Origin of the sequence: Streptomyces sp. SM11 (assembly GCF_002910905.1) — a bacterium.
Lineage (GTDB): Bacteria > Actinomycetota > Actinomycetes > Streptomycetales > Streptomycetaceae > Streptomyces.
In genome coordinates this window covers 1-15862 of sequence record NZ_NEUE01000006.1, presented here as the reverse complement: position 1 = coordinate 15862, position 15862 = coordinate 1, and the positions used below count along the sequence as shown (strand labels likewise).

13 protein-coding genes and 4 pseudogenes are annotated in these 15862 nt (G+C 73.0%); 11 read left to right on the top strand and 6 right to left on the bottom strand.

The annotated features are described in order from the left end of the window. The first annotated feature begins 157 nt into the window (after positions 1 to 157). Positions 158 to 424 carry a hypothetical protein gene (locus tag B9S58_RS00290; protein WP_103530138.1) on the top strand — a complete coding sequence of 89 codons (267 nt, stop codon included), beginning with the start codon at positions 158 to 160 and terminating at the stop codon, positions 422 to 424. Positions 425 to 503: 79 nt separating this feature from the next. On the opposite strand, the gene B9S58_RS00285 is transcribed toward B9S58_RS00290, so the two are convergent. After that, positions 504 to 1511 carry a response regulator transcription factor gene (locus B9S58_RS00285; RefSeq protein WP_103530137.1) on the bottom strand — a complete coding sequence of 336 codons (1008 nt, stop codon included), beginning with the start codon at positions 1509 to 1511 and terminating at the stop codon, positions 504 to 506. Between the two features lie 648 nt (positions 1512 to 2159). Between B9S58_RS00285 and mfd the strand changes: the two genes are divergently transcribed. Beyond that, the gene (mfd, locus tag B9S58_RS00275; protein ID WP_103530136.1) at positions 2160 to 5693 is read left to right on the top strand and encodes a transcription-repair coupling factor; all 3534 of its coding nucleotides are present in this window, start codon (positions 2160 to 2162) and stop codon (positions 5691 to 5693) included. A 78-nt stretch (positions 5694 to 5771) separates the two neighbouring features. Here the strand turns inward: mfd and B9S58_RS00270 are convergent. After that, a pseudogene (locus tag B9S58_RS00270) lies at positions 5772 to 6167 on the bottom strand (ATP-binding protein). A gap of 143 nt (positions 6168 to 6310) precedes the next feature. On the opposite strand from B9S58_RS00270, the gene B9S58_RS00265 reads away from it, so the two are divergent. Together B9S58_RS00265 and B9S58_RS00260 are read left to right on the top strand one after the other, a co-directional pair. Beyond that, the gene (locus B9S58_RS00265; RefSeq protein WP_103530139.1) at positions 6311 to 6850 is read left to right on the top strand and encodes a GntR family transcriptional regulator; all 540 of its coding nucleotides are present in this window, start codon (positions 6311 to 6313) and stop codon (positions 6848 to 6850) included. Beyond that, positions 6847 to 7632 carry a GntR family transcriptional regulator gene (locus tag B9S58_RS00260; protein WP_103530135.1) on the top strand — a complete coding sequence of 262 codons (786 nt, stop codon included), beginning with the start codon at positions 6847 to 6849 and terminating at the stop codon, positions 7630 to 7632. Before B9S58_RS00265 ends, B9S58_RS00260 begins: the two co-directional genes overlap by 4 nt. Here the strand turns inward: B9S58_RS00260 and B9S58_RS00255 are convergent. Then, entirely contained in the window at positions 7613 to 7924 is a 312-nt protein-coding gene (locus B9S58_RS00255; RefSeq protein WP_374935643.1) for a hypothetical protein, read from the bottom strand. The two genes, B9S58_RS00260 and B9S58_RS00255, sit on opposite strands and share 20 nt — an antisense overlap. Before the next feature lie 108 nt (positions 7925 to 8032). Next, entirely contained in the window at positions 8033 to 8620 is a 588-nt protein-coding gene (locus B9S58_RS00250; protein ID WP_103530134.1) for a TetR/AcrR family transcriptional regulator, read from the bottom strand. 125 nt (positions 8621 to 8745) lie between these two features. Between B9S58_RS00250 and B9S58_RS00245 the strand changes: the two genes are divergently transcribed. Together B9S58_RS00245 and B9S58_RS00240 are read left to right on the top strand one after the other, a co-directional pair. Further along, positions 8746 to 9618 (top strand): hypothetical protein, encoded by an 873-nt coding sequence (locus B9S58_RS00245; RefSeq protein ID WP_103530133.1) that lies wholly within the window; start codon positions 8746 to 8748, stop codon positions 9616 to 9618. A gap of 111 nt (positions 9619 to 9729) precedes the next feature. Then, positions 9730 to 10503, top strand: a complete 774-nt coding sequence (locus B9S58_RS00240; protein WP_103530132.1) for an HNH endonuclease family protein — start codon at positions 9730 to 9732, stop codon at positions 10501 to 10503. A 29-nt stretch (positions 10504 to 10532) separates the two neighbouring features. On the opposite strand, the pseudogene B9S58_RS00235 reads toward B9S58_RS00240, so the two are convergent. Next, positions 10533 to 10715: pseudogene (locus B9S58_RS00235) on the bottom strand (hypothetical protein); the annotation flags it as partial. Between B9S58_RS00235 and B9S58_RS00230 the strand changes: the two are divergent. Both B9S58_RS00230 and B9S58_RS38585 read left to right on the top strand, forming a co-directional pair. Then, positions 10704 to 10826, top strand: a pseudogene (locus B9S58_RS00230) (N-acetyltransferase); the annotation flags it as partial. The pseudogenes B9S58_RS00235 and B9S58_RS00230 overlap by 12 nt on opposite strands. A 22-nt stretch (positions 10827 to 10848) precedes the next feature. Beyond that, positions 10849 to 10995 (top strand): annotated as a pseudogene (locus tag B9S58_RS38585) (cysteine hydrolase); the annotation flags it as partial. A gap of 37 nt (positions 10996 to 11032) precedes the next feature. Here B9S58_RS38585 and B9S58_RS00220 read toward each other — a convergent pair. Beyond that, positions 11033 to 11761 (bottom strand): hypothetical protein, encoded by a 729-nt coding sequence (locus tag B9S58_RS00220; RefSeq protein WP_103530131.1) that lies wholly within the window; start codon positions 11759 to 11761, stop codon positions 11033 to 11035. A gap of 208 nt (positions 11762 to 11969) precedes the next feature. Here B9S58_RS00220 and B9S58_RS00215 point away from each other — a divergent pair, with 208 nt between their 5' ends. The 3 genes from B9S58_RS00215 to B9S58_RS00205 form a co-directional block, all read left to right on the top strand. Further along, on the top strand, positions 11970 to 14267 hold the full coding sequence (locus tag B9S58_RS00215) for an N-6 DNA methylase (protein ID WP_103530130.1): 2298 nt from the start codon (positions 11970 to 11972) through the stop codon (positions 14265 to 14267). A 98-nt stretch (positions 14268 to 14365) separates the two neighbouring features. After that, on the top strand, positions 14366 to 14947 hold the full coding sequence (locus B9S58_RS00210) for a hypothetical protein (RefSeq protein ID WP_103530129.1): 582 nt from the start codon (positions 14366 to 14368) through the stop codon (positions 14945 to 14947). Between the two features lie 56 nt (positions 14948 to 15003). Next, positions 15004 to 15862: serine/threonine-protein kinase (locus B9S58_RS00205; RefSeq protein ID WP_258044119.1), on the top strand; the 859-nt coding region annotated here is incomplete at its 3' end.

Here is a 15862-nt window from a genome sequence, read left to right as displayed (position 1 = left end):
GGGCCGCCCGCGCCGGAGGCGTACCCGTACCGCCCAACCACGCCCCCGGTTTCGCCCCCGACATCGGGGCAGCACTGCCCGTCGGCATCACGGCCCTGGCGGCGGCGGCCCGCCAGGTGCTGGACCCGGGGCCCGCCGGGGGCCGGGAGGCGACGCCGTGACGGCCGGCCGGACCGGGACGGCCGATGTCGCCGTCGTGCGCCGCGACCGTGCGGCCCCGACCGGATGGACCACCGTCGTACGGCTGCTGGGTCTGCTTCCCGCGCACTGGGACTGCCACCCCGAGGTGGGCCGGGACCGGGTCGTCCTGCGGGTCGAGCTGGCCGGGGCGACGGACGCGTCGGCGGTGCGGCGGGCGGTGTCCTGCGTACTGGCGGACGCGGCCCTGCGCGGCTGGACCGAGGAGCTCCAGGACCGGACCTGAGGAGCACCCGGGGCCGGGCCCGGGACGTACGTGGGCCGGGGCCGGGCCCGGGCCCGGGAAGTACGGGGGCCTCCGGCGGTCAGATCCAGCCGCGTTCGCGGGCGAGCAGCGCGGCCTGCGCCCGGCTGGCCGCGCCGAGCGCCTGCATCAGGTCGGCGACGTGCCGCCGGTAGGTCCGCACCGACACCCCCAGCTCCCGCGCTCCCGCCTCGTCCTTGCCCACCGTGCACATCGACACGAGCACCCGCCGCTCGATGCCGGAGGGCCCGGGAGCGGCGGAGTCCTCGCCGCTCCCCGTGCCGTCGTCGGCCCGGGACAGGTCGTCGGCCTGGTCCCAGATCCGTTCGAACAGGGAGATGATGTTGGAGACCAGTCCGCTGCGGTGGGCCAGGAGCGCGCCCCGCGAGGTGTCGCGCGGGTCCAGCGGGACGAGTGCCGCCCGGCGGTCGTAGACGAGGAGCCGCTCCGTGGTGTCGGCCGTCACCCGGATCGCCGCCCCGTGCTCGGCCAGCTCGCGCAGATAGGCGGCGGTCGGCGGGTCCTGGAGAGCCACGCTGGAGACGACGTTGCGGATCCGCACCCCGCGCCGCAGGCAGCGCAGGTCCAGCGGGCGGGAGCGGGCGATGTTGTCCGCCGACAGCCGGGTGTACGGCTCCACGGACAGGATCTCGTCCCGGGCGAAGAACGCGAGGTCGTCGATCCGGTTACGGATCTGGGTGAGCCCCTCCAGCTGCTCGATGCCCTGCGGAGGGGGCGTACGGGCCCCCTGCTCCGCGCGTAGACCATCAATGACGTGCCGCGACCGGGTGACGCGCTGCAGCTCCTCGTGGAGCGCGGCCAGCCGCACGTCGACCAGCCGGGCGAGCGCCACCTCGGGATCCGCCGGGAAGATCCGCAGCTCCGCGTCCTCGGCGTACAGCAGCCCCAGCTCCCGGAGCCGGTCGATCCGGGCGCGGGCCTCCCGGGGCCGCGAGTGCAGCAGGAGGTGCAGGTCGTCGGCGCGGGTGCCCGGGTTGCGCAGGAAGTGCCGGTAGATCTCTTCCTCGGCCTCCGGGACCCCGAAGACAGACATCTCGTTCTCGCCCACGTACGCCCCCGATGCGTGATGCCGTGAGGCCGTGCGCCGAGGGGGATCGCCCCGCACCGCCCGCCCTGGTCGCCGCTCGCTCCGCCCATGCCGTTTACCGTGCCCGGTACTGCCCGCGTGACGCGCTGCTCGACGCACGTGCTCCGTGTGTTCGCGTGTCCGCGCAATGGTCGGGCAAAGACTAGACGCTGGGATCACTCCTGTGAGGATCCCCGGCACAACTGTGTGCGATACGGAGGTGAACGGTGCGCGACCGTCGACGAGCGGCGGGGGCGGCACGACGGGCGGCGGGGCGGGCGTGAACCGGGCGGCCGGGCCGGGGGCACGGGCGGCGGCTCGCCGGTTGCGGGCGCGACTGTCACCCCGGCGCCGTACGCTGGGAGCCCCCGGCCCCGGGGGTGCCCGGCGGATCACGGCCGGGGCCACGACGCCTGGCACGACACCTCGCGGCGTTGCCGAAGCGTCCGAATCGCTCCGCGATGAGGATGCCGCGGCGCCTTGCGATGCGCCGCACCGGACGCCGCGGCCCCTTCCGGCCCTGATCCGCCGGGCACCCCCGACGTGTCGGGCCCTTCGCGTTGCCCCTGGCAGCAGCCGGCTGTCAGCGAACCCCGAGCCACCCCTGATCTGATCCCGGACGGAAACTTCATGAGTCTGCACGGTCTGCTGGATGTCGTCGTTACGGACCCGGCGCTCGCCGAGGCGGTGAAGGCCGCCGGAGACGGGCACCGGGCGCACGTCGACCTGGTGGGCCCGCCCGGTGCGCGGCCGTTCGCCGTGGCCGCGCTGGCCCGGCAGACCGGCCGGACCGTGCTGGCAGTCACCGCGACGGGCCGGGAGGCCGAGGATCTGGCCGCGGCCCTGCGCACCCTGCTGCCGCCGGACACCGTGGCGGAGTACCCGTCCTGGGAGACCTTGCCGCACGAGCGGCTCTCGCCCCGCTCGGACACCGTGGGCCGTCGGCTCGCCGTGCTGCGGCGCCTCGCCCACCCGCGCGAGGACGACCCGGAGACCGGCCGGGTCTCGGTGGTCGTGGCGCCGGTCCGTTCCGTGCTTCAGCCGCAGGTCAAGGGGCTCGGCGAGCTGGAGCCGGTGGCGCTGAGCAGCGGGCAGAGCGCGGATCTGGGCGAGGTGGTGGACGCGCTGGCGGCCGCCGCGTACTCCCGGGTCGAACTGGTCGAGAAGCGCGGCGAGTTCGCCGTACGCGGCGGGATCCTGGATGTCTTCCCGCCGACCGAGGAACACCCCCTCCGGGTGGAGTTCTGGGGCGACGACGTCGAGGAGATCCGCTACTTCAAGATCGCCGACCAGCGGTCCCTGGAGGTCGCGGCGCACGGGCTGTGGGCCCCGCCCTGCCGCGAGCTGCTGCTGACCGACCAGGTCCGCGAGCGGGCCGCGGCCCTGGCCGAGGCCCACCCGGAGCTGGGCGAGCTGCTCGGCAGGATCGCCGAGGGCATCGCGGTAGAGGGCATGGAGTCCCTGGCCCCGGTCCTGGTCGACGACATGGAGCTGCTGCTCGACGTGCTGCCGAAGGACGCGATGGCGCTGGTCTGCGACCCGGAGCGGGTCCGCACCCGGGCGGCCGACCTGGTCGCCACGAGCCAGGAGTTCCTCCAGGCGTCGTGGGCGGCGAGCGCGGGCGGCGGCGAGGCCCCGATCGACGTGGGCGCGGCCTCGTTGTGGGGCATCGCGGACGTCCGGGACCGGGCTCGTGAGCTGAACATGATGTGGTGGTCGATCTCCCCGTTCGCGGCCGACGCCGCCGACCACGACGACGACTCCCTCCAGCTCTCCATGCACGCCCCCGAGGCGTACCGGGGCGACACCGCCCGCGCGCTCGCCGACACCAAGGGCTGGCTGGCCGACGGCTGGCGCACGGTGTACGTGACGGAGGGCCAGGGGCTCGCCGCCCGTACGGTCGAGGTGTTGAGCGGCGAGGGCATCGCGGCCCGCCTCGACGCGGACCTGACCGGGATCACCCCGTCCCTGGTCCATGTCTCCTGCGGAGCCATCGACCAGGGCTTCGTCGACCCGGCCCTGAAGCTCGCCGTGCTCACCGAGACGGACCTGACCGGCCAGCGCACCGCCACGAAGGACCTGGGCCGGATGCCGGCCCGCCGCAGGAAGACGATCGACCCGCTGACGCTGGAGGTCGGCGACTACATCGTCCACGAGCAGCACGGTGTCGGCCGGTACGTGGAGATGGTGCAGCGCACGGTCCAGGGCGCGACCCGCGAGTATCTGCTCGTCGAGTACGCGCCGGCCAAGCGCGGTCAGCCGGGCGACCGCCTCTACATCCCGACCGACCAGCTGGAGCAGGTCACCAAGTACGTCGGCGGCGAGGCCCCGACGCTGCACCGGCTCGGCGGCGCGGACTGGACGAAGACGAAGCAGCGGGCCAAGAAGGCGGTCAAGGAGATCGCCGCCGACCTGATCAAGCTCTACTCCGCCCGGATGGCGGCCCCCGGCCACGCCTTCGGCGCGGACACCCCCTGGCAGCGCGAGCTGGAGGACGCGTTCCCGTACGCGGAGACGCCCGACCAGCTGTCCACGATCGCCGAGGTCAAGGAGGACATGGAGAAGACGGTCCCGATGGACCGGCTGGTCTGCGGCGACGTCGGCTACGGCAAGACGGAGATCGCGGTACGGGCGGCGTTCAAGGCGGTCCAGGACGGCAAGCAGGTGGCGGTCCTCGTCCCCACCACTCTCCTCGTCCAGCAGCACTACGGCACCTTCACCGAGCGCTACTCCCAGTTCCCGGTCAACGTACGGGCGCTGAGCCGCTTCCAGTCGGACACGGAGTCCAAGGCCACCCTCGAAGGCCTGAAGGACGGGTCCGTCGACCTGGTCATCGGCACCCACCGCCTCTTCTCCTCCGAGACGAAGTTCAAGGACCTCGGCCTGGTCGTCGTGGACGAGGAGCAGCGGTTCGGCGTCGAGCACAAGGAGCAGCTGAAGAAGCTCCGCGCCAACGTCGACGTGCTGACGATGTCCGCGACCCCCATCCCCCGTACGCTCGAAATGGCGGTCACCGGCATCCGTGAGATGTCCACGATCACCACCCCGCCGGAGGAACGCCACCCGGTCCTCACCTTCGTCGGCCCGTACGAGGAGAAGCAGATCGGCGCGGCCGTACGGCGTGAACTGCTGCGCGAGGGCCAGGTTTTCTACATCCACAACCGGGTCGAGTCCATCGACCGGGCCGCCGCCCGCCTCCGCGAGATCGTCCCGGAGGCCAGGATCGCCACGGCCCACGGGCAGATGTCCGAACAGGCCCTGGAACAGGTGGTGGTGGACTTCTGGGAGAAGAAGTTCGACGTCCTGGTCTCCACGACGATCGTCGAGTCCGGCATCGACATCTCCAACGCCAACACGCTGATCGTGGAGCGCGGCGACAACTTCGGCCTCTCCCAACTGCACCAGCTGCGCGGCCGGGTGGGCCGGGGCCGCGACCGGGGCTACGCCTACTTCCTGTATCCCCCCGAGAAGCCGCTCACCGAGACCGCCCACGAGCGCCTGGCGACCATCGCCCAGCACACGGAGATGGGTGCGGGCATGTACGTGGCGATGAAGGACCTGGAGATCCGTGGCGCGGGCAACCTGCTGGGCGGCGAGCAGTCCGGTCATATCGCGGGCGTCGGCTTCGACCTGTACGTCCGTATGGTCGGCGAGGCCGTCGCCGACTACCGGGCCCAGATGGAGGGCGGCGTGCAGGAGGAGCCGCCGCTGGAGGTCAAGATCGAGCTCCCGGTCGACGCGCACGTCCCGCACGACTACGCCCCCGGCGAGCGGCTGCGGCTCCAGGCGTACCGCGCGATCGCCTCGGCCTCCTCGGAGGACGACATCCGCGCGGTCCGCGAGGAGTTGACCGACCGCTACGGCCCGCTGCCCGAGCCGGTCGAGAACCTCCTCCTGGTCGCCGGCCTGCGGATGCTGGCCCGCGCCTGCGGCGTCGGCGAGATCGTCCTCCAGGGCTCCAACATCCGCTTCGCCCCGGTGGAGCTCCGCGAGTCCCAGGAGCTGCGCCTGAAGCGCCTGCACCCCAAGGCGGTCATCAAGCCGGCCGCCCACCAGATCCTGGTCCCGCGCCCGACGGCCGGAAAGATCGGCGGCAAGCCGGTCATCGGGCGCGAACTGCTGGCGTGGACGGGGGAGTTCCTGACGACGATTCTGGGGTCGTAGCGCCGGGTGCTGCGTGAACGATCGGGCCCCGCCGGGTTTGCCTGCCCGGCGGGGCCCGACGCGTCCGGCCCGGGGCCGCTACGGCGTCGCGGGCCGCTTGAACGCGACCCACACCGTCTTGCCCACGACGTGGTGGTCGACGCCGAAGTCCGCGGCGAGTTCACCGACGAGGAACAGCCCGCGACCTGAGCAACTGCTCTCGTCCGGGTGCTGAATCTCCGGCCGCCCGTCGCCGCTGTCCCGGACCTCCAGCCGTACGACGTGATCCGTCAGATCGAGCCGGACGGCGAATTCCCGTCCCGGCGGGACGCCGTGGAGCAGAGGGCGTTGGTCGCCAGCTCCGAGGTGCAGAGCTCTATGTCGTCGATCAGGTCCGTGAGCTGCCACTCCCTGAGGACATGGACGACGAAATCGCGTGAGGCACCGACGGATGTGCGCTGTCGGGGGGAAGCGCCGTAACTGCGACTGAGACACGGTGGTTCACCGCCTTGCCCGTGGGTCGTATTGAGCCGACCGTACTGCTATTCGCGAAAGCTGGCAAGGTACTCCTTGGGGTGTTCGACGCAGTCGCTTACCGTGTGCAGCGGCAGGGTCCGTCGTCGGCGAAGGAGGAGGCCATGGGCGAGGGTGAAGTGATCAGCGCGTCCACTCATTACCTGACGCCGGCGGAGGGCGGAGGCGACGTTTGGAGCGCCGAGGCAGCGGCGGCGGGGCGACGGGGCACGCAGAAGATCGTGAGTGCCGGTGAAGCCGCCGCCCCGGAGCGCGTGGCGGGCCTGCTCGCGGTGGAGCGGGGCGGACCGGTCGTCGCGCGGCGGCGGATCATGTACCTCGACGGCGAGCCGTGCGAGTTGATCGACACCTACTACCCCGTGGAGATCGCGTGGGGCACAGGGCTGGCGGCCACGGCGAAGATCCCGGGAGGAGCCGTCCGACTGCTTGCCGAACTCGGTTGTGTCGGCGTTCGGGCGCAGGAGGACGTGGCCGCCCGCATGCCGTCCGAGAGTGAGCGGGCGGACCTGGACCTGAAGGCCGACGAGCCGGTCCTCGAACTGGCCCGGCTCACCCTGGACGCGGATGACCGGCCTATCCAGGTCGATGTGATGGTCATGGCCCCCCGGGGTCAGAAGCTGCGGTACGAGATCAGGATCGGATGACGGTGCACGGACCGGAGACGGAAGAGGCGGACGGCCGCCCCCTGCACGAGCGGATCGCGGCTGATCTGCGGGACGCCATCATGTCCGGGGACCTCGCGCCGGGCGACAGCCTGCCCTCCACCGCGCAGCTGAAGGAGCGGTTCGGCGCGGCGAACGCCACCGTTCAGAAGGCCCTGCAACTCCTCAAGGGCGAGCATCTCGTGGTCGGCCGCGTGGGCGCGTCGGTGACCGTACGCGAACACCGGCAGCGCACGATACGACCTGCCGCGCACATGGCGCCGTCCCCAACAGGGGAGCCCTACCGCTGGCTGACCGAGGCGGCGAACTCCGGCACGCGCGCCCGCAGCACGTTGCTGGAGGTCATGGAGGCCGAACCTCCGGCAGATGTCGTGGACGCGCTGGCGCTCCCACCGGGCGGCACGGCGATCCTCCGTCACCAACTGCTGTCTATCGATGACGAGCCCGCAGAACTCGTGTCCTCCTACTACCCGCTGGACATCGCCGAAGGCACCGCCATCACCGGACGCCGCCGCATCCCTGGAGGTACGCCCACCCTCCTGGCCTCGCTCGGCCACCCGCCCCGAATCAGCGTGGACCGGGTCTCGGCCCGCGTGGCGACGCAGGAGCAGTACCGGTTGCTCCGACTCCCCGGGGACCTGCCGGTCCTGCGGACCCTGCGGGTGGTGTTCAGCGATGGGGGCCGGCCCATCGAGGCCACGGTGATGGTCAAGGCGGGGCATCTGTACGAGGTTCAGTACGAGTTCAGGCCCGATAACGGCTGAGGTCACTCGGCCGGCGGCAGTGCCCCCGCGATCTCCTCGTGCAGCCCCGGCGGCAGCCGGGTGCCCCAGCGGTCCGCCGCCTCGGCCGCCAGCTGTTCGCCGACGCCGTGCGGACCGCCTCCGGGGTCAGGGGCGCGGTCGTCGTGGCGTACCGCTCGACGTCCGCGGCCGGCAGGTCCGCCTCCAGGGCGCGGCTCGGGGTGAGCCAGTGGGCGGTCGAGCCGCGCAGCAGGCGGCACAGCTTGAGCTGGAGTGGGGCGAGCACGGTGTGCAGCAGAGGGGGCGCGGGCATACGAACGGTGCCCGGCGGCCTGCGCCCGGGCAGCTCTTCCGGTCCCGCTGCGGGACCTCGTTCGTCGCTCAGGAAACGCCCATGAGGGCAGCCTGGGGGGACGCCCCGTCAGCCGTCGTGGCCGCTTTCCGGCGCGAAGATCAACGCGGTGAGAGACCGGAACGCCTCCTCCGGGTTCCGGCCCTCCACCGCGTCCGCCAGGTTGCCGCTGAGCAGCAGCGTCGCGAAGCCGTGCGCCAGCGACCACGCGGCCACCCCGGCGAGCCGGTCGTCCCCGCCCCGGCCGCCCGGCGGAAGGTCCGCCACCCCCGCCCGCAGCGCCTCGGTCGCCCGGGCGCGGGCGGCCAGCAGGTCCGGGTCGTCGGCGCGGTGCAGGTCCGGCTGGAACATCACCTGGAAGTGCGCGGGGTGCGTCGCCGCGAACCGTACGTACGCCACGCCCCGCTCCCGGAGGTCCGGCGCCCCGGTCAGCGCGTCGGCGAACAGGGCGTACCCCTCGGCGGCCACGGCGGTCAGCAGGCCCGTGCGGTCCTTGAAGTGGTGCGCCGGCGCGGCGTGCGAGACGCCGGCCCGCCGGGCCAGGTCGCGCAGACTCAGGGCGGCGGGGCCTTCGGCGGCGATGACGTCGAGGGCGGCGTCCAGGATGGCCCGCCGCAGATCGCCGTGGTGGTAGGTGCGCTCGCGCTCGCTGTTCATGGGCGGCACCCTACCCGGCATCTAGTCATTGACAAGTTTGGGTGGGGCGCGCATGCTGGGAATCCAATCTAGTCACTGACTAGATGTGCGATTCCCGTCCGGGAAGTCCAGGAAAGGCGGAGATCATGACCGGAGAACCGGCCCGTGTGCGGCAGATGTGGCACCTCCTGGAGCCCCTGCACGCCGTTCTGTACTACGCCCCCGCGGCCTTCGACGAGGCAGCCGCGCTCGGCTACGACGTCAAGGAGCGCTGGTCGAGCTATTTCGCCTGGCGCGCGGCTCCGCTGGGAGCGGTGGGAGCGGAGGAGGCGGTGCGGACGTTCCACAGCTTCGCTCCGGCGATGGTGGACGCATACGTACCGAACATCTGGGCGACCGCCGCCCCGGACGCCGTGCTCGCGGCCCGGCTGCGGGCGGTCGACCGGGTCTACCGGGCGCTGTTCGGGGACCGGGTGGAGGGTCCGGAGTTCGCGGAGGCCGCCGCGCTGGCCCGTAGCGCGGCGGAGGCGGCCCCGGGCGGTCGGGCGCCTCGCGGCATGGGCCCCGCCAACTCCGCCCTGCCCTGGCCCGACTCTCCGCACCTGGCGCTCTGGCACGCGGCGACCGTCCTGCGCGAACACCGGGGTGACGGGCACATCGCCGCCCTGGCCGAGGCGGGCCTCGACCCGGTCGAGTCGCTGGTCTCCTTCGCGGCGGTCGGCGCGGCGGCCCCCGAGGTGTTCGCGAGCCGGAGGTGGAGTCCGGAGGAGTGGGACGCGGCCCGGCAGCGGCTCCAGGAACGCGGGCTGCTGGCGGCGGACGGCACGGCCACGGACGCGGGGCGCGAGCTGCGCGCGAAGGTGGAGCTGCGCACCGACGAGGAGGCCGCCGCGCCGTGGCGGGCGCTGGGGGAGCCGGGGCGCGAGCGGCTGGTGGAACTGCTGGGGGAGCCGTGGTTGGAGGTCATCGGCTCGGGGCTGCTGCCCGCGGAGAACACCCTCGGCATCGGGAAGGTGTGACCGGGCCGGGGGGCACGGTGCGCTGAGGTGCAGTCATGGAAGCGGCTCCGGCGGGGAAGACGCCCATAGGATTCTCGGCGTTCGGTTTTCTCCCCGTCAGGACGGCCCCACGTGATAGCTCCCCGTACGTACCGCGCGGCCCTGCCCGCCATCGGCGCCCTCGTCGCGATCGCTCTGGCGAGCGGCTGCGGCCCCGACGACCTCAAGGCCGAGAGCGGCGGGACCAACGGTGGCGCGCGGTCCGCCGACGGCTTCGGCGTGAGCCCGCTGGACAACCCGGACGGTACGAAGCCGGGCCTGGCCCCTCTCACCACCGACGAGGACCGGGCCGCCGCCCGGAAGATCATCGAGAAGGTGGCCACCAAGGGGCGCGGCCCGAAGACCGGATACGAGCGGAAGAAGTTCGGCTACGCCTGGAAGGACGGCGTCGACGGCATCCCGCTCGCCCGCAACGGCTGCGACACCCGCAACGATCTGCTCGCCCGGGACGGCAAGGACGTCGAGCACAAGTCGGGCTCCGACTGCGTCGTCATGGCGATGACGCTCCAGGACCCCTACACCGGCGAGAGCATCGACTGGCGCAAGCAACAAGCGACCAAGGTGCAGATCGACCATGTGATGCCGCTGTCCTACGACTGGCAGATGGGCGCCGCCCACTGGAACGAGGCGAAGCGCGAGCGGATCGCCAACGACCCGCTCAACCTCCTCCCGGTGGACGGCCCGGCCAACAACGCCAAGCGGGACTCCGGCCCCGCCTCCTGGCTGCCGCCGTACAAGCCGGTCCGCTGTTCCTACGCGGTGCGGTTCGCCCAGGTCTCGCTGAAGTACGAACTCCCGGTCACGGCAGCCGACAAGCGGGCCATGCTCGCCCGGTGCGGCGGCTGAGCGGCGGCCGCCGCACCGGGGTGCGGGTCTCAGACCTTGCCGCCGCAGATGACGTTGTACGGGCGGCCGAGCGCCATCATCAGCTGCATCGGTTCCGTCGCCGCCGGGCACTCGGTCTTCTTCTCGACGAGCCCGAGGACCTTGAAGTCGGCCGCCCCGGCCGAGGCGCAGGCGATCTCCTTGGCCGTCGCCGACACGCAGTCCCCCTCGACACGGACGGTCCGGTGGAGGTGCCGGGGGCGCTCGTCCCGGTGCACTGCGCGCTCGCGCACGGCTACGCGGTCTACGTCGAGCCCAACGTCTGGGTACGGCACCGGCTGTGACGGCGGCCCCCGGTGTGACGGCGGCCCCGGCCCGTACGCCGCACCGGAGGCGTCCGTCGCGCACCACAACGAGATCTACCGCAACCTCCGCTACCCCGGCCGCCGGGTGCGTGTGCTGCCGGCGGCCGAAGTGGACTTCGGCGGAGGTGTCCCGGCGCCGGCCGGGTGACCGGGGCGGCGGGGCCGAGCGGGCGGCGGACTGAGTCCTACTGCTCCAGGTCGACGATGTCCTTCGCGGCGGGCTTCTCCACCACGACGGGCACGTCGAACTCGGACAGGTTCATCGTCATCGGCTCCTCGCCGCCCCGGGACGCGACGCCCAGGATGAACGGGGCGCCCTCGGCGGAGACGTCGATGGTGAACGTCTCCTTGCCCTCCTTCTCCGTGAGGCGCAGGGCGGGCTTGCCGTCGACCGTCGTGGGGCCCTTCTTGCGGGCGGCGTTGTCGCCCGCCTCGAACTCCTTCAGCAGTCCTTTCAGGTCGCAGAACTCGATGGTGTCCCTGGTGTCCGGTTCGGAGGCCTTCGACTCCATCCAGCGGCCCGCGATCACCTCGACCGCCGCGTCCACGTCCTCCTTCGGCTCGCCCTTCGACTGCTCGCGCAGCAGGGTCTCGTCGAGCTTCGTGTAGACCGTTTCGCCGGTCTTGCGGACCTCCATCGTGCCTGCGCCGCCCATGGTCATCGTTCCGTTGCAGTCGCCACCCAGGCTCGTGGCGAAGTCGGCCTCGATCCGGCCGTCGGAGGTGGCCATGTCGAGCTCGATCCGCAGGGACTTCACCCCGGTCGTCTTCGTCAGGGCCTTGTTCACGACCTCCGGTCCGGAGACTCCGGCGAACGGCCCGGTCTCCTTCGGGGAGTCCGTACCGCAGGCGGCGAGGCCGAACAGGGTCATCGCGCAGACGGTGTTGACGGATATACGGGTGATGAGACGCATGGGTCAGGCTCCGGAAGGAGAGGCGCGAGGCGCCGGTGAGCAGAGGGGGAGAAGCGGCCCTGGCGGGGCGGACCCAAAACAGCAGAGCTTGTGAACCGAGTCAACACGAGAGATCCGTGACGGATCGGGTAACGCTGTTCTCCGGTGTGGTGCGGGTGGTTCGTTATGCTCGCGGGCAAGCAGCGCGGACGGACCAAGAGGAGAGCCAGTGCCGGAGAACGCGACGGAGGTCACCGCGGCCGGGATCGCGCGGCTCGCGGGGGTGGGCCGTGCCGCCGTCAGCAACTGGCGCCGCCGTCACGCCGACTTCCCCCAGCCCGTCGGCGGCACCGCGGCCAGCCCCTCCTTCGCGCTGTCCGACGTGGAGCAATGGCTGCGTGACCAGGGGAAACTCGCCGAGGTACCGCTACGCGAGCGGGTCTGGCAGGAAGTGGCAGGCCACCCCGCAGGGGCCGTACAGGCCCTGATCCACACGGGCTGCGGTCTGCTGCTCGTCCGCGAGCGGCCCACCGCCTGGCTGGAGTTGACCACCGCGTCCGACGCACGGATGGCCGACGCGCTGCCGCCGGCCGTGGACCACGTGCTCACCGCCCGACTCGGCCCCGACGCCCTCTTCGGCGTCTCGGGGCACGGCCGGGCCACACTCCCAGGAGCCGTCGGCCCGCCGGAAACCGCCGGCGCGACCGTGCCCGGGGCGACCGCGCGCGACTCGACCGCTCCCGGATCCGCCGCGCCCGGGTCCGCGGTCGTTCATCCGGCGAACCTGCCCGAGGCTCCGGGAGTTCACAGGGCGCGAGCCGTTCACACCCCCACCGCGCAGGCCCTGCTGCCCTCCGTGCCGCTCCTGCGCGCCGCCGCGCAACTCGCCGCCGGGATCGGGGCCGGTCAGACCTTCGAGTTCCTGCTCGGCCGGTACCTGGACGCCAACCCCCGCCAGTACACGCTGACCCCGCCGCACCTCGCCGAGCTGATGGCGGACCTCGCCGAACCCCCGAGGAACGCGGGGCGCCCGGCCCCCGACCAGCCGCTCCGCAGCGTCCTCGACCCGGCCGCCGGAACCGGCGCCCTGCTCCGGGCCGTCGCCGGCCCCGCGGCGCTGTACGCCCAGGAGGCCGACCCCGGGCTCGCAGCCCTCACCGCACTGCGCCTCGCCCTGGGCGCCGACGGAACGCACGGCTCCCTTCCCTCCCTGGCCGTGCGGACCGGGGACACCCTGCGGGCCGACGCCTTCGCCCGGCTCACGACCGACACAGTGCTCTGCCACCCGCCCTTCAACGACCGCAACTGGGGTCACGACGAGCTGGCTTACGACCCGCGCTGGGAGTACGGCTTCCCCGCCCGCGTCGAGTCCGAACTGACCTGGGTCCAGCACGCCCTGGCCCGGCTGCGGGACGGCGGTACCGCCGTCCTGCTGATGCCTCCGGCCGCCGCGTCCCGGCGCTCCGGCCGCCGTATCCGCGCCGACCTCCTGCGCAGGGGAGCCCTCCGCGCCGTCATCGCCCTCCCGGCCGGCGCCGCACCCCCGTACGGCATTCCGCTCCACCTCTGGGTCCTGCGCAGGCCGACGCCCGGAGTCCGCCCCGGACCCGATCTCCTCCTGGCCGACACCGCCGGGCTCGCGGCGCTCGCCGGGGAAGCGGGCGGCAAGGCGGCGGGCGGCGGACGCGACCGGCTCGACTGGCCCGTCGTGCGCGCTGCCGTGCTCGACGCCTGGCGTGATCGGGCCGACCTCCCCGGCGTCAGCCGCGTCGTGCCCGTGGTCGAACTCCTCGACGACGACGTGGACCTGGCCCCGGCCCGGTATCTGCCCCGCCCCGCGGCCGGGGGAGACGTGTCCGGACTCGGCGAGGTGCGGGAGCGGCTTGCCGAGACCCTCCGGCTGACCGCCCGCCTCACCCCGCCCCCCGCCGCCTCCGCCGCCCCCGCGCACCGCCCCCGGACCACCGTCGGGGAACTCGCCCGCGGAGGGGCGCTCTCGCTGCACACCGGCAACGCGGCCCCGGGCGGACCGGGCCCCGTCCTCACCGAGCACGACGTCCTCACCGGAGCGGGCCCGGCCGGACCGCCGCTCCCGGGTCCAAAGGCCCCGGGAGCGGCTCCCGACGACCCGGTCGTGCTCGAAGCCGGCGACGTCGTGGTGCCCGTGCTCGGCGGTGGGGCCGTCGTCCGGGTGGCCGGGGAGAGGGACGTGGGCGCCGCGCTCGGCCGCAACCTCCAGCTGCTGCGGCCCGATCCGGCCGCCCTCGATCCGTGGTTCCTCGCCGGGTTCCTTCGCGGTACCGCCAACAACCGGCAGGCCAGCAGCTACGCCTCCACCGCGGCCCGGCTGGACGCCCGACGCCTTCAGCTGCCCCGGATGCCGCTCGCCGAACAGCGGAGGTACGGAGAACGGTTCCGCGAACTGGCCGCGTTCGAGGAGGCGCTGCGGGCGGCGGAGCGGCTCGGCGAGCTGCTGGTCCAGGGGATGTACGACGGGCTGACGGACGGCACGGTCACGCCCGGGTGAGGTGAACGACAACGGCTGGACCCATCCCGGGACGGCTGATCGACGGAGGTGTATACGCTCACCCCACACGTCCGACATACGCGTCCCAGGAGCAGCACATGTACGGCTACGGCCCGTCGCCGCAGCAGCCGGCGACATCCCGGCCTTCCTCGGCGACGCTCACCGCGGTGCGCGTGATCCTCGTGGTGGTCACCGTGCTGAGCTGCGGACTGCTGGGCTGGGCGGCGATGCTGCGGCTCGCGATCGTCACCCGCAGGCCGCGCGACTGGATCCTGCTGGTGGTCGTGATGGTCCTCAACGGCGGGCTGTTCGCCTTCATCATGGCCACACCGGACGACCCCGACGACATGTCGGACGCGGCGGTGCTGGTCCAGTTCCTCTGGCTCGTCGGCGTGCTGGCCGGGGTCATCAGCTATTACCTGTACGCGGAGATCCGCCACTACAACTCCCTCGGCACCCCGCCCCCGTACGCGGCCCCCACGACCGTGCCCCCCGCGCCGCTCCCGTACCAGCAGCACCCCGCGCAGCACCAGCACCAGCATCAGCGCCCGCAGCCCAACCCGTACACCGTGCGGACCCCGCCGCCCACTCCCGCACCCGCGCCCCAGCGCCTCGACCAGGTCCGTGCCGAGCTGGACGAGCTGAGCGACTACCTCCGCAAGGAGGGCGAGGGCCGGTGAGCGGGCGGATCATCGCCGGCCGGTACGAACTGGCGACCATCCTCGGCCAGGGCGGCATGGGCCAGGTGTGGACGGCGTACGACCGGCGCCTGGACCGCCGCGTCGCCGTGAAGCTGCTGCACCCCGACCGGGTCGCCGGGCCCACCGGCAGCGACGCGGCCGACGAACTGCACCGCCGGTTCGTCCGCGAGTGCCGGGTCACCGCGCAGGTCGACCACCCCGGCCTGGTCACCGTCCACGACGCGGGCAGCGACGACGACGACCTCTACCTCGTCATGCAGTACGTCGAGGGCGCCGACCTCGCCGACCACCTGACCGAGCAGGACCCGTACCCCTGGCCCTGGGCCGTCGCGGTCGCCGCCCAGCTCTGCGCGGTCCTCAGCGCGGTGCACGCGGTGCCGATCGTCCACCGCGACCTCAAGCCCCGCAACGTCATGGTCCGTCCCGACGGCACCGTCACCGTCCTCGACCTCGGGGTCGCCTCCGTCCTCGACACGGACACCACCCGCCTCACGCACACCGGTTCCCCCATCGGCTCCCCGGCGTACATGGCCCCCGAGCAGGCGATAGGCGGCGCGGTCGGCCCGTACACCGACCTGTACGCCCTCGGCGTCGTCCTGTACGAACTGCTCAGCGGCGACGTGCCGTTCACCGGGTCCACCGCGCTCGGCGTCCTGCACCGCCACCTCTACGAGCCCCCGCTCCCGGTCCGGCAGACCCGCCCCGAGGTCCCCGTCGCGCTGGAGGCCCTCGTGCTGCGGCTGCTCGCCAAGGACCCGGGGGCCCGGCCCGCCACCGCGCAGGAGGTGTACGAGGAGCTTGCCCCGCTGCTGCCCAAGCACGGCACGCCCGCCGGGCCGCTCGACCCGACCCGCCCCTTCCTGCGCCCGCACGCCCCCTGGCCGGACCGGGCCG

Excerpts from the sequence above, each read along its gene's own strand:
- mfd (WP_103530136.1), top strand. The coding sequence starts at position 2,160 with ATGAGTCTGCACGGTCTGCTGGATGTCGTCGTTACGGACCCGGCGCTC.
- B9S58_RS00265 (WP_103530139.1), top strand. The coding sequence starts at position 6,311 with ATGGGCGAGGGTGAAGTGATCAGCGCGTCCACTCATTACCTGACGCCG.
- B9S58_RS00260 (WP_103530135.1), top strand. The coding sequence starts at position 6,847 with ATGACGGTGCACGGACCGGAGACGGAAGAGGCGGACGGCCGCCCCCTG.
- B9S58_RS00255 (WP_374935643.1), bottom strand. The coding sequence starts at position 7,924 with ATGCCCGCGCCCCCTCTGCTGCACACCGTGCTCGCCCCACTCCAGCTC.
- B9S58_RS00250 (WP_103530134.1), bottom strand. The coding sequence starts at position 8,620 with ATGAACAGCGAGCGCGAGCGCACCTACCACCACGGCGATCTGCGGCGG.
- B9S58_RS00245 (WP_103530133.1), top strand. The coding sequence starts at position 8,746 with ATGACCGGAGAACCGGCCCGTGTGCGGCAGATGTGGCACCTCCTGGAG.
- B9S58_RS00220 (WP_103530131.1), bottom strand. The coding sequence starts at position 11,761 with ATGCGTCTCATCACCCGTATATCCGTCAACACCGTCTGCGCGATGACC.
- B9S58_RS00210 (WP_103530129.1), top strand. The coding sequence starts at position 14,366 with ATGTACGGCTACGGCCCGTCGCCGCAGCAGCCGGCGACATCCCGGCCT.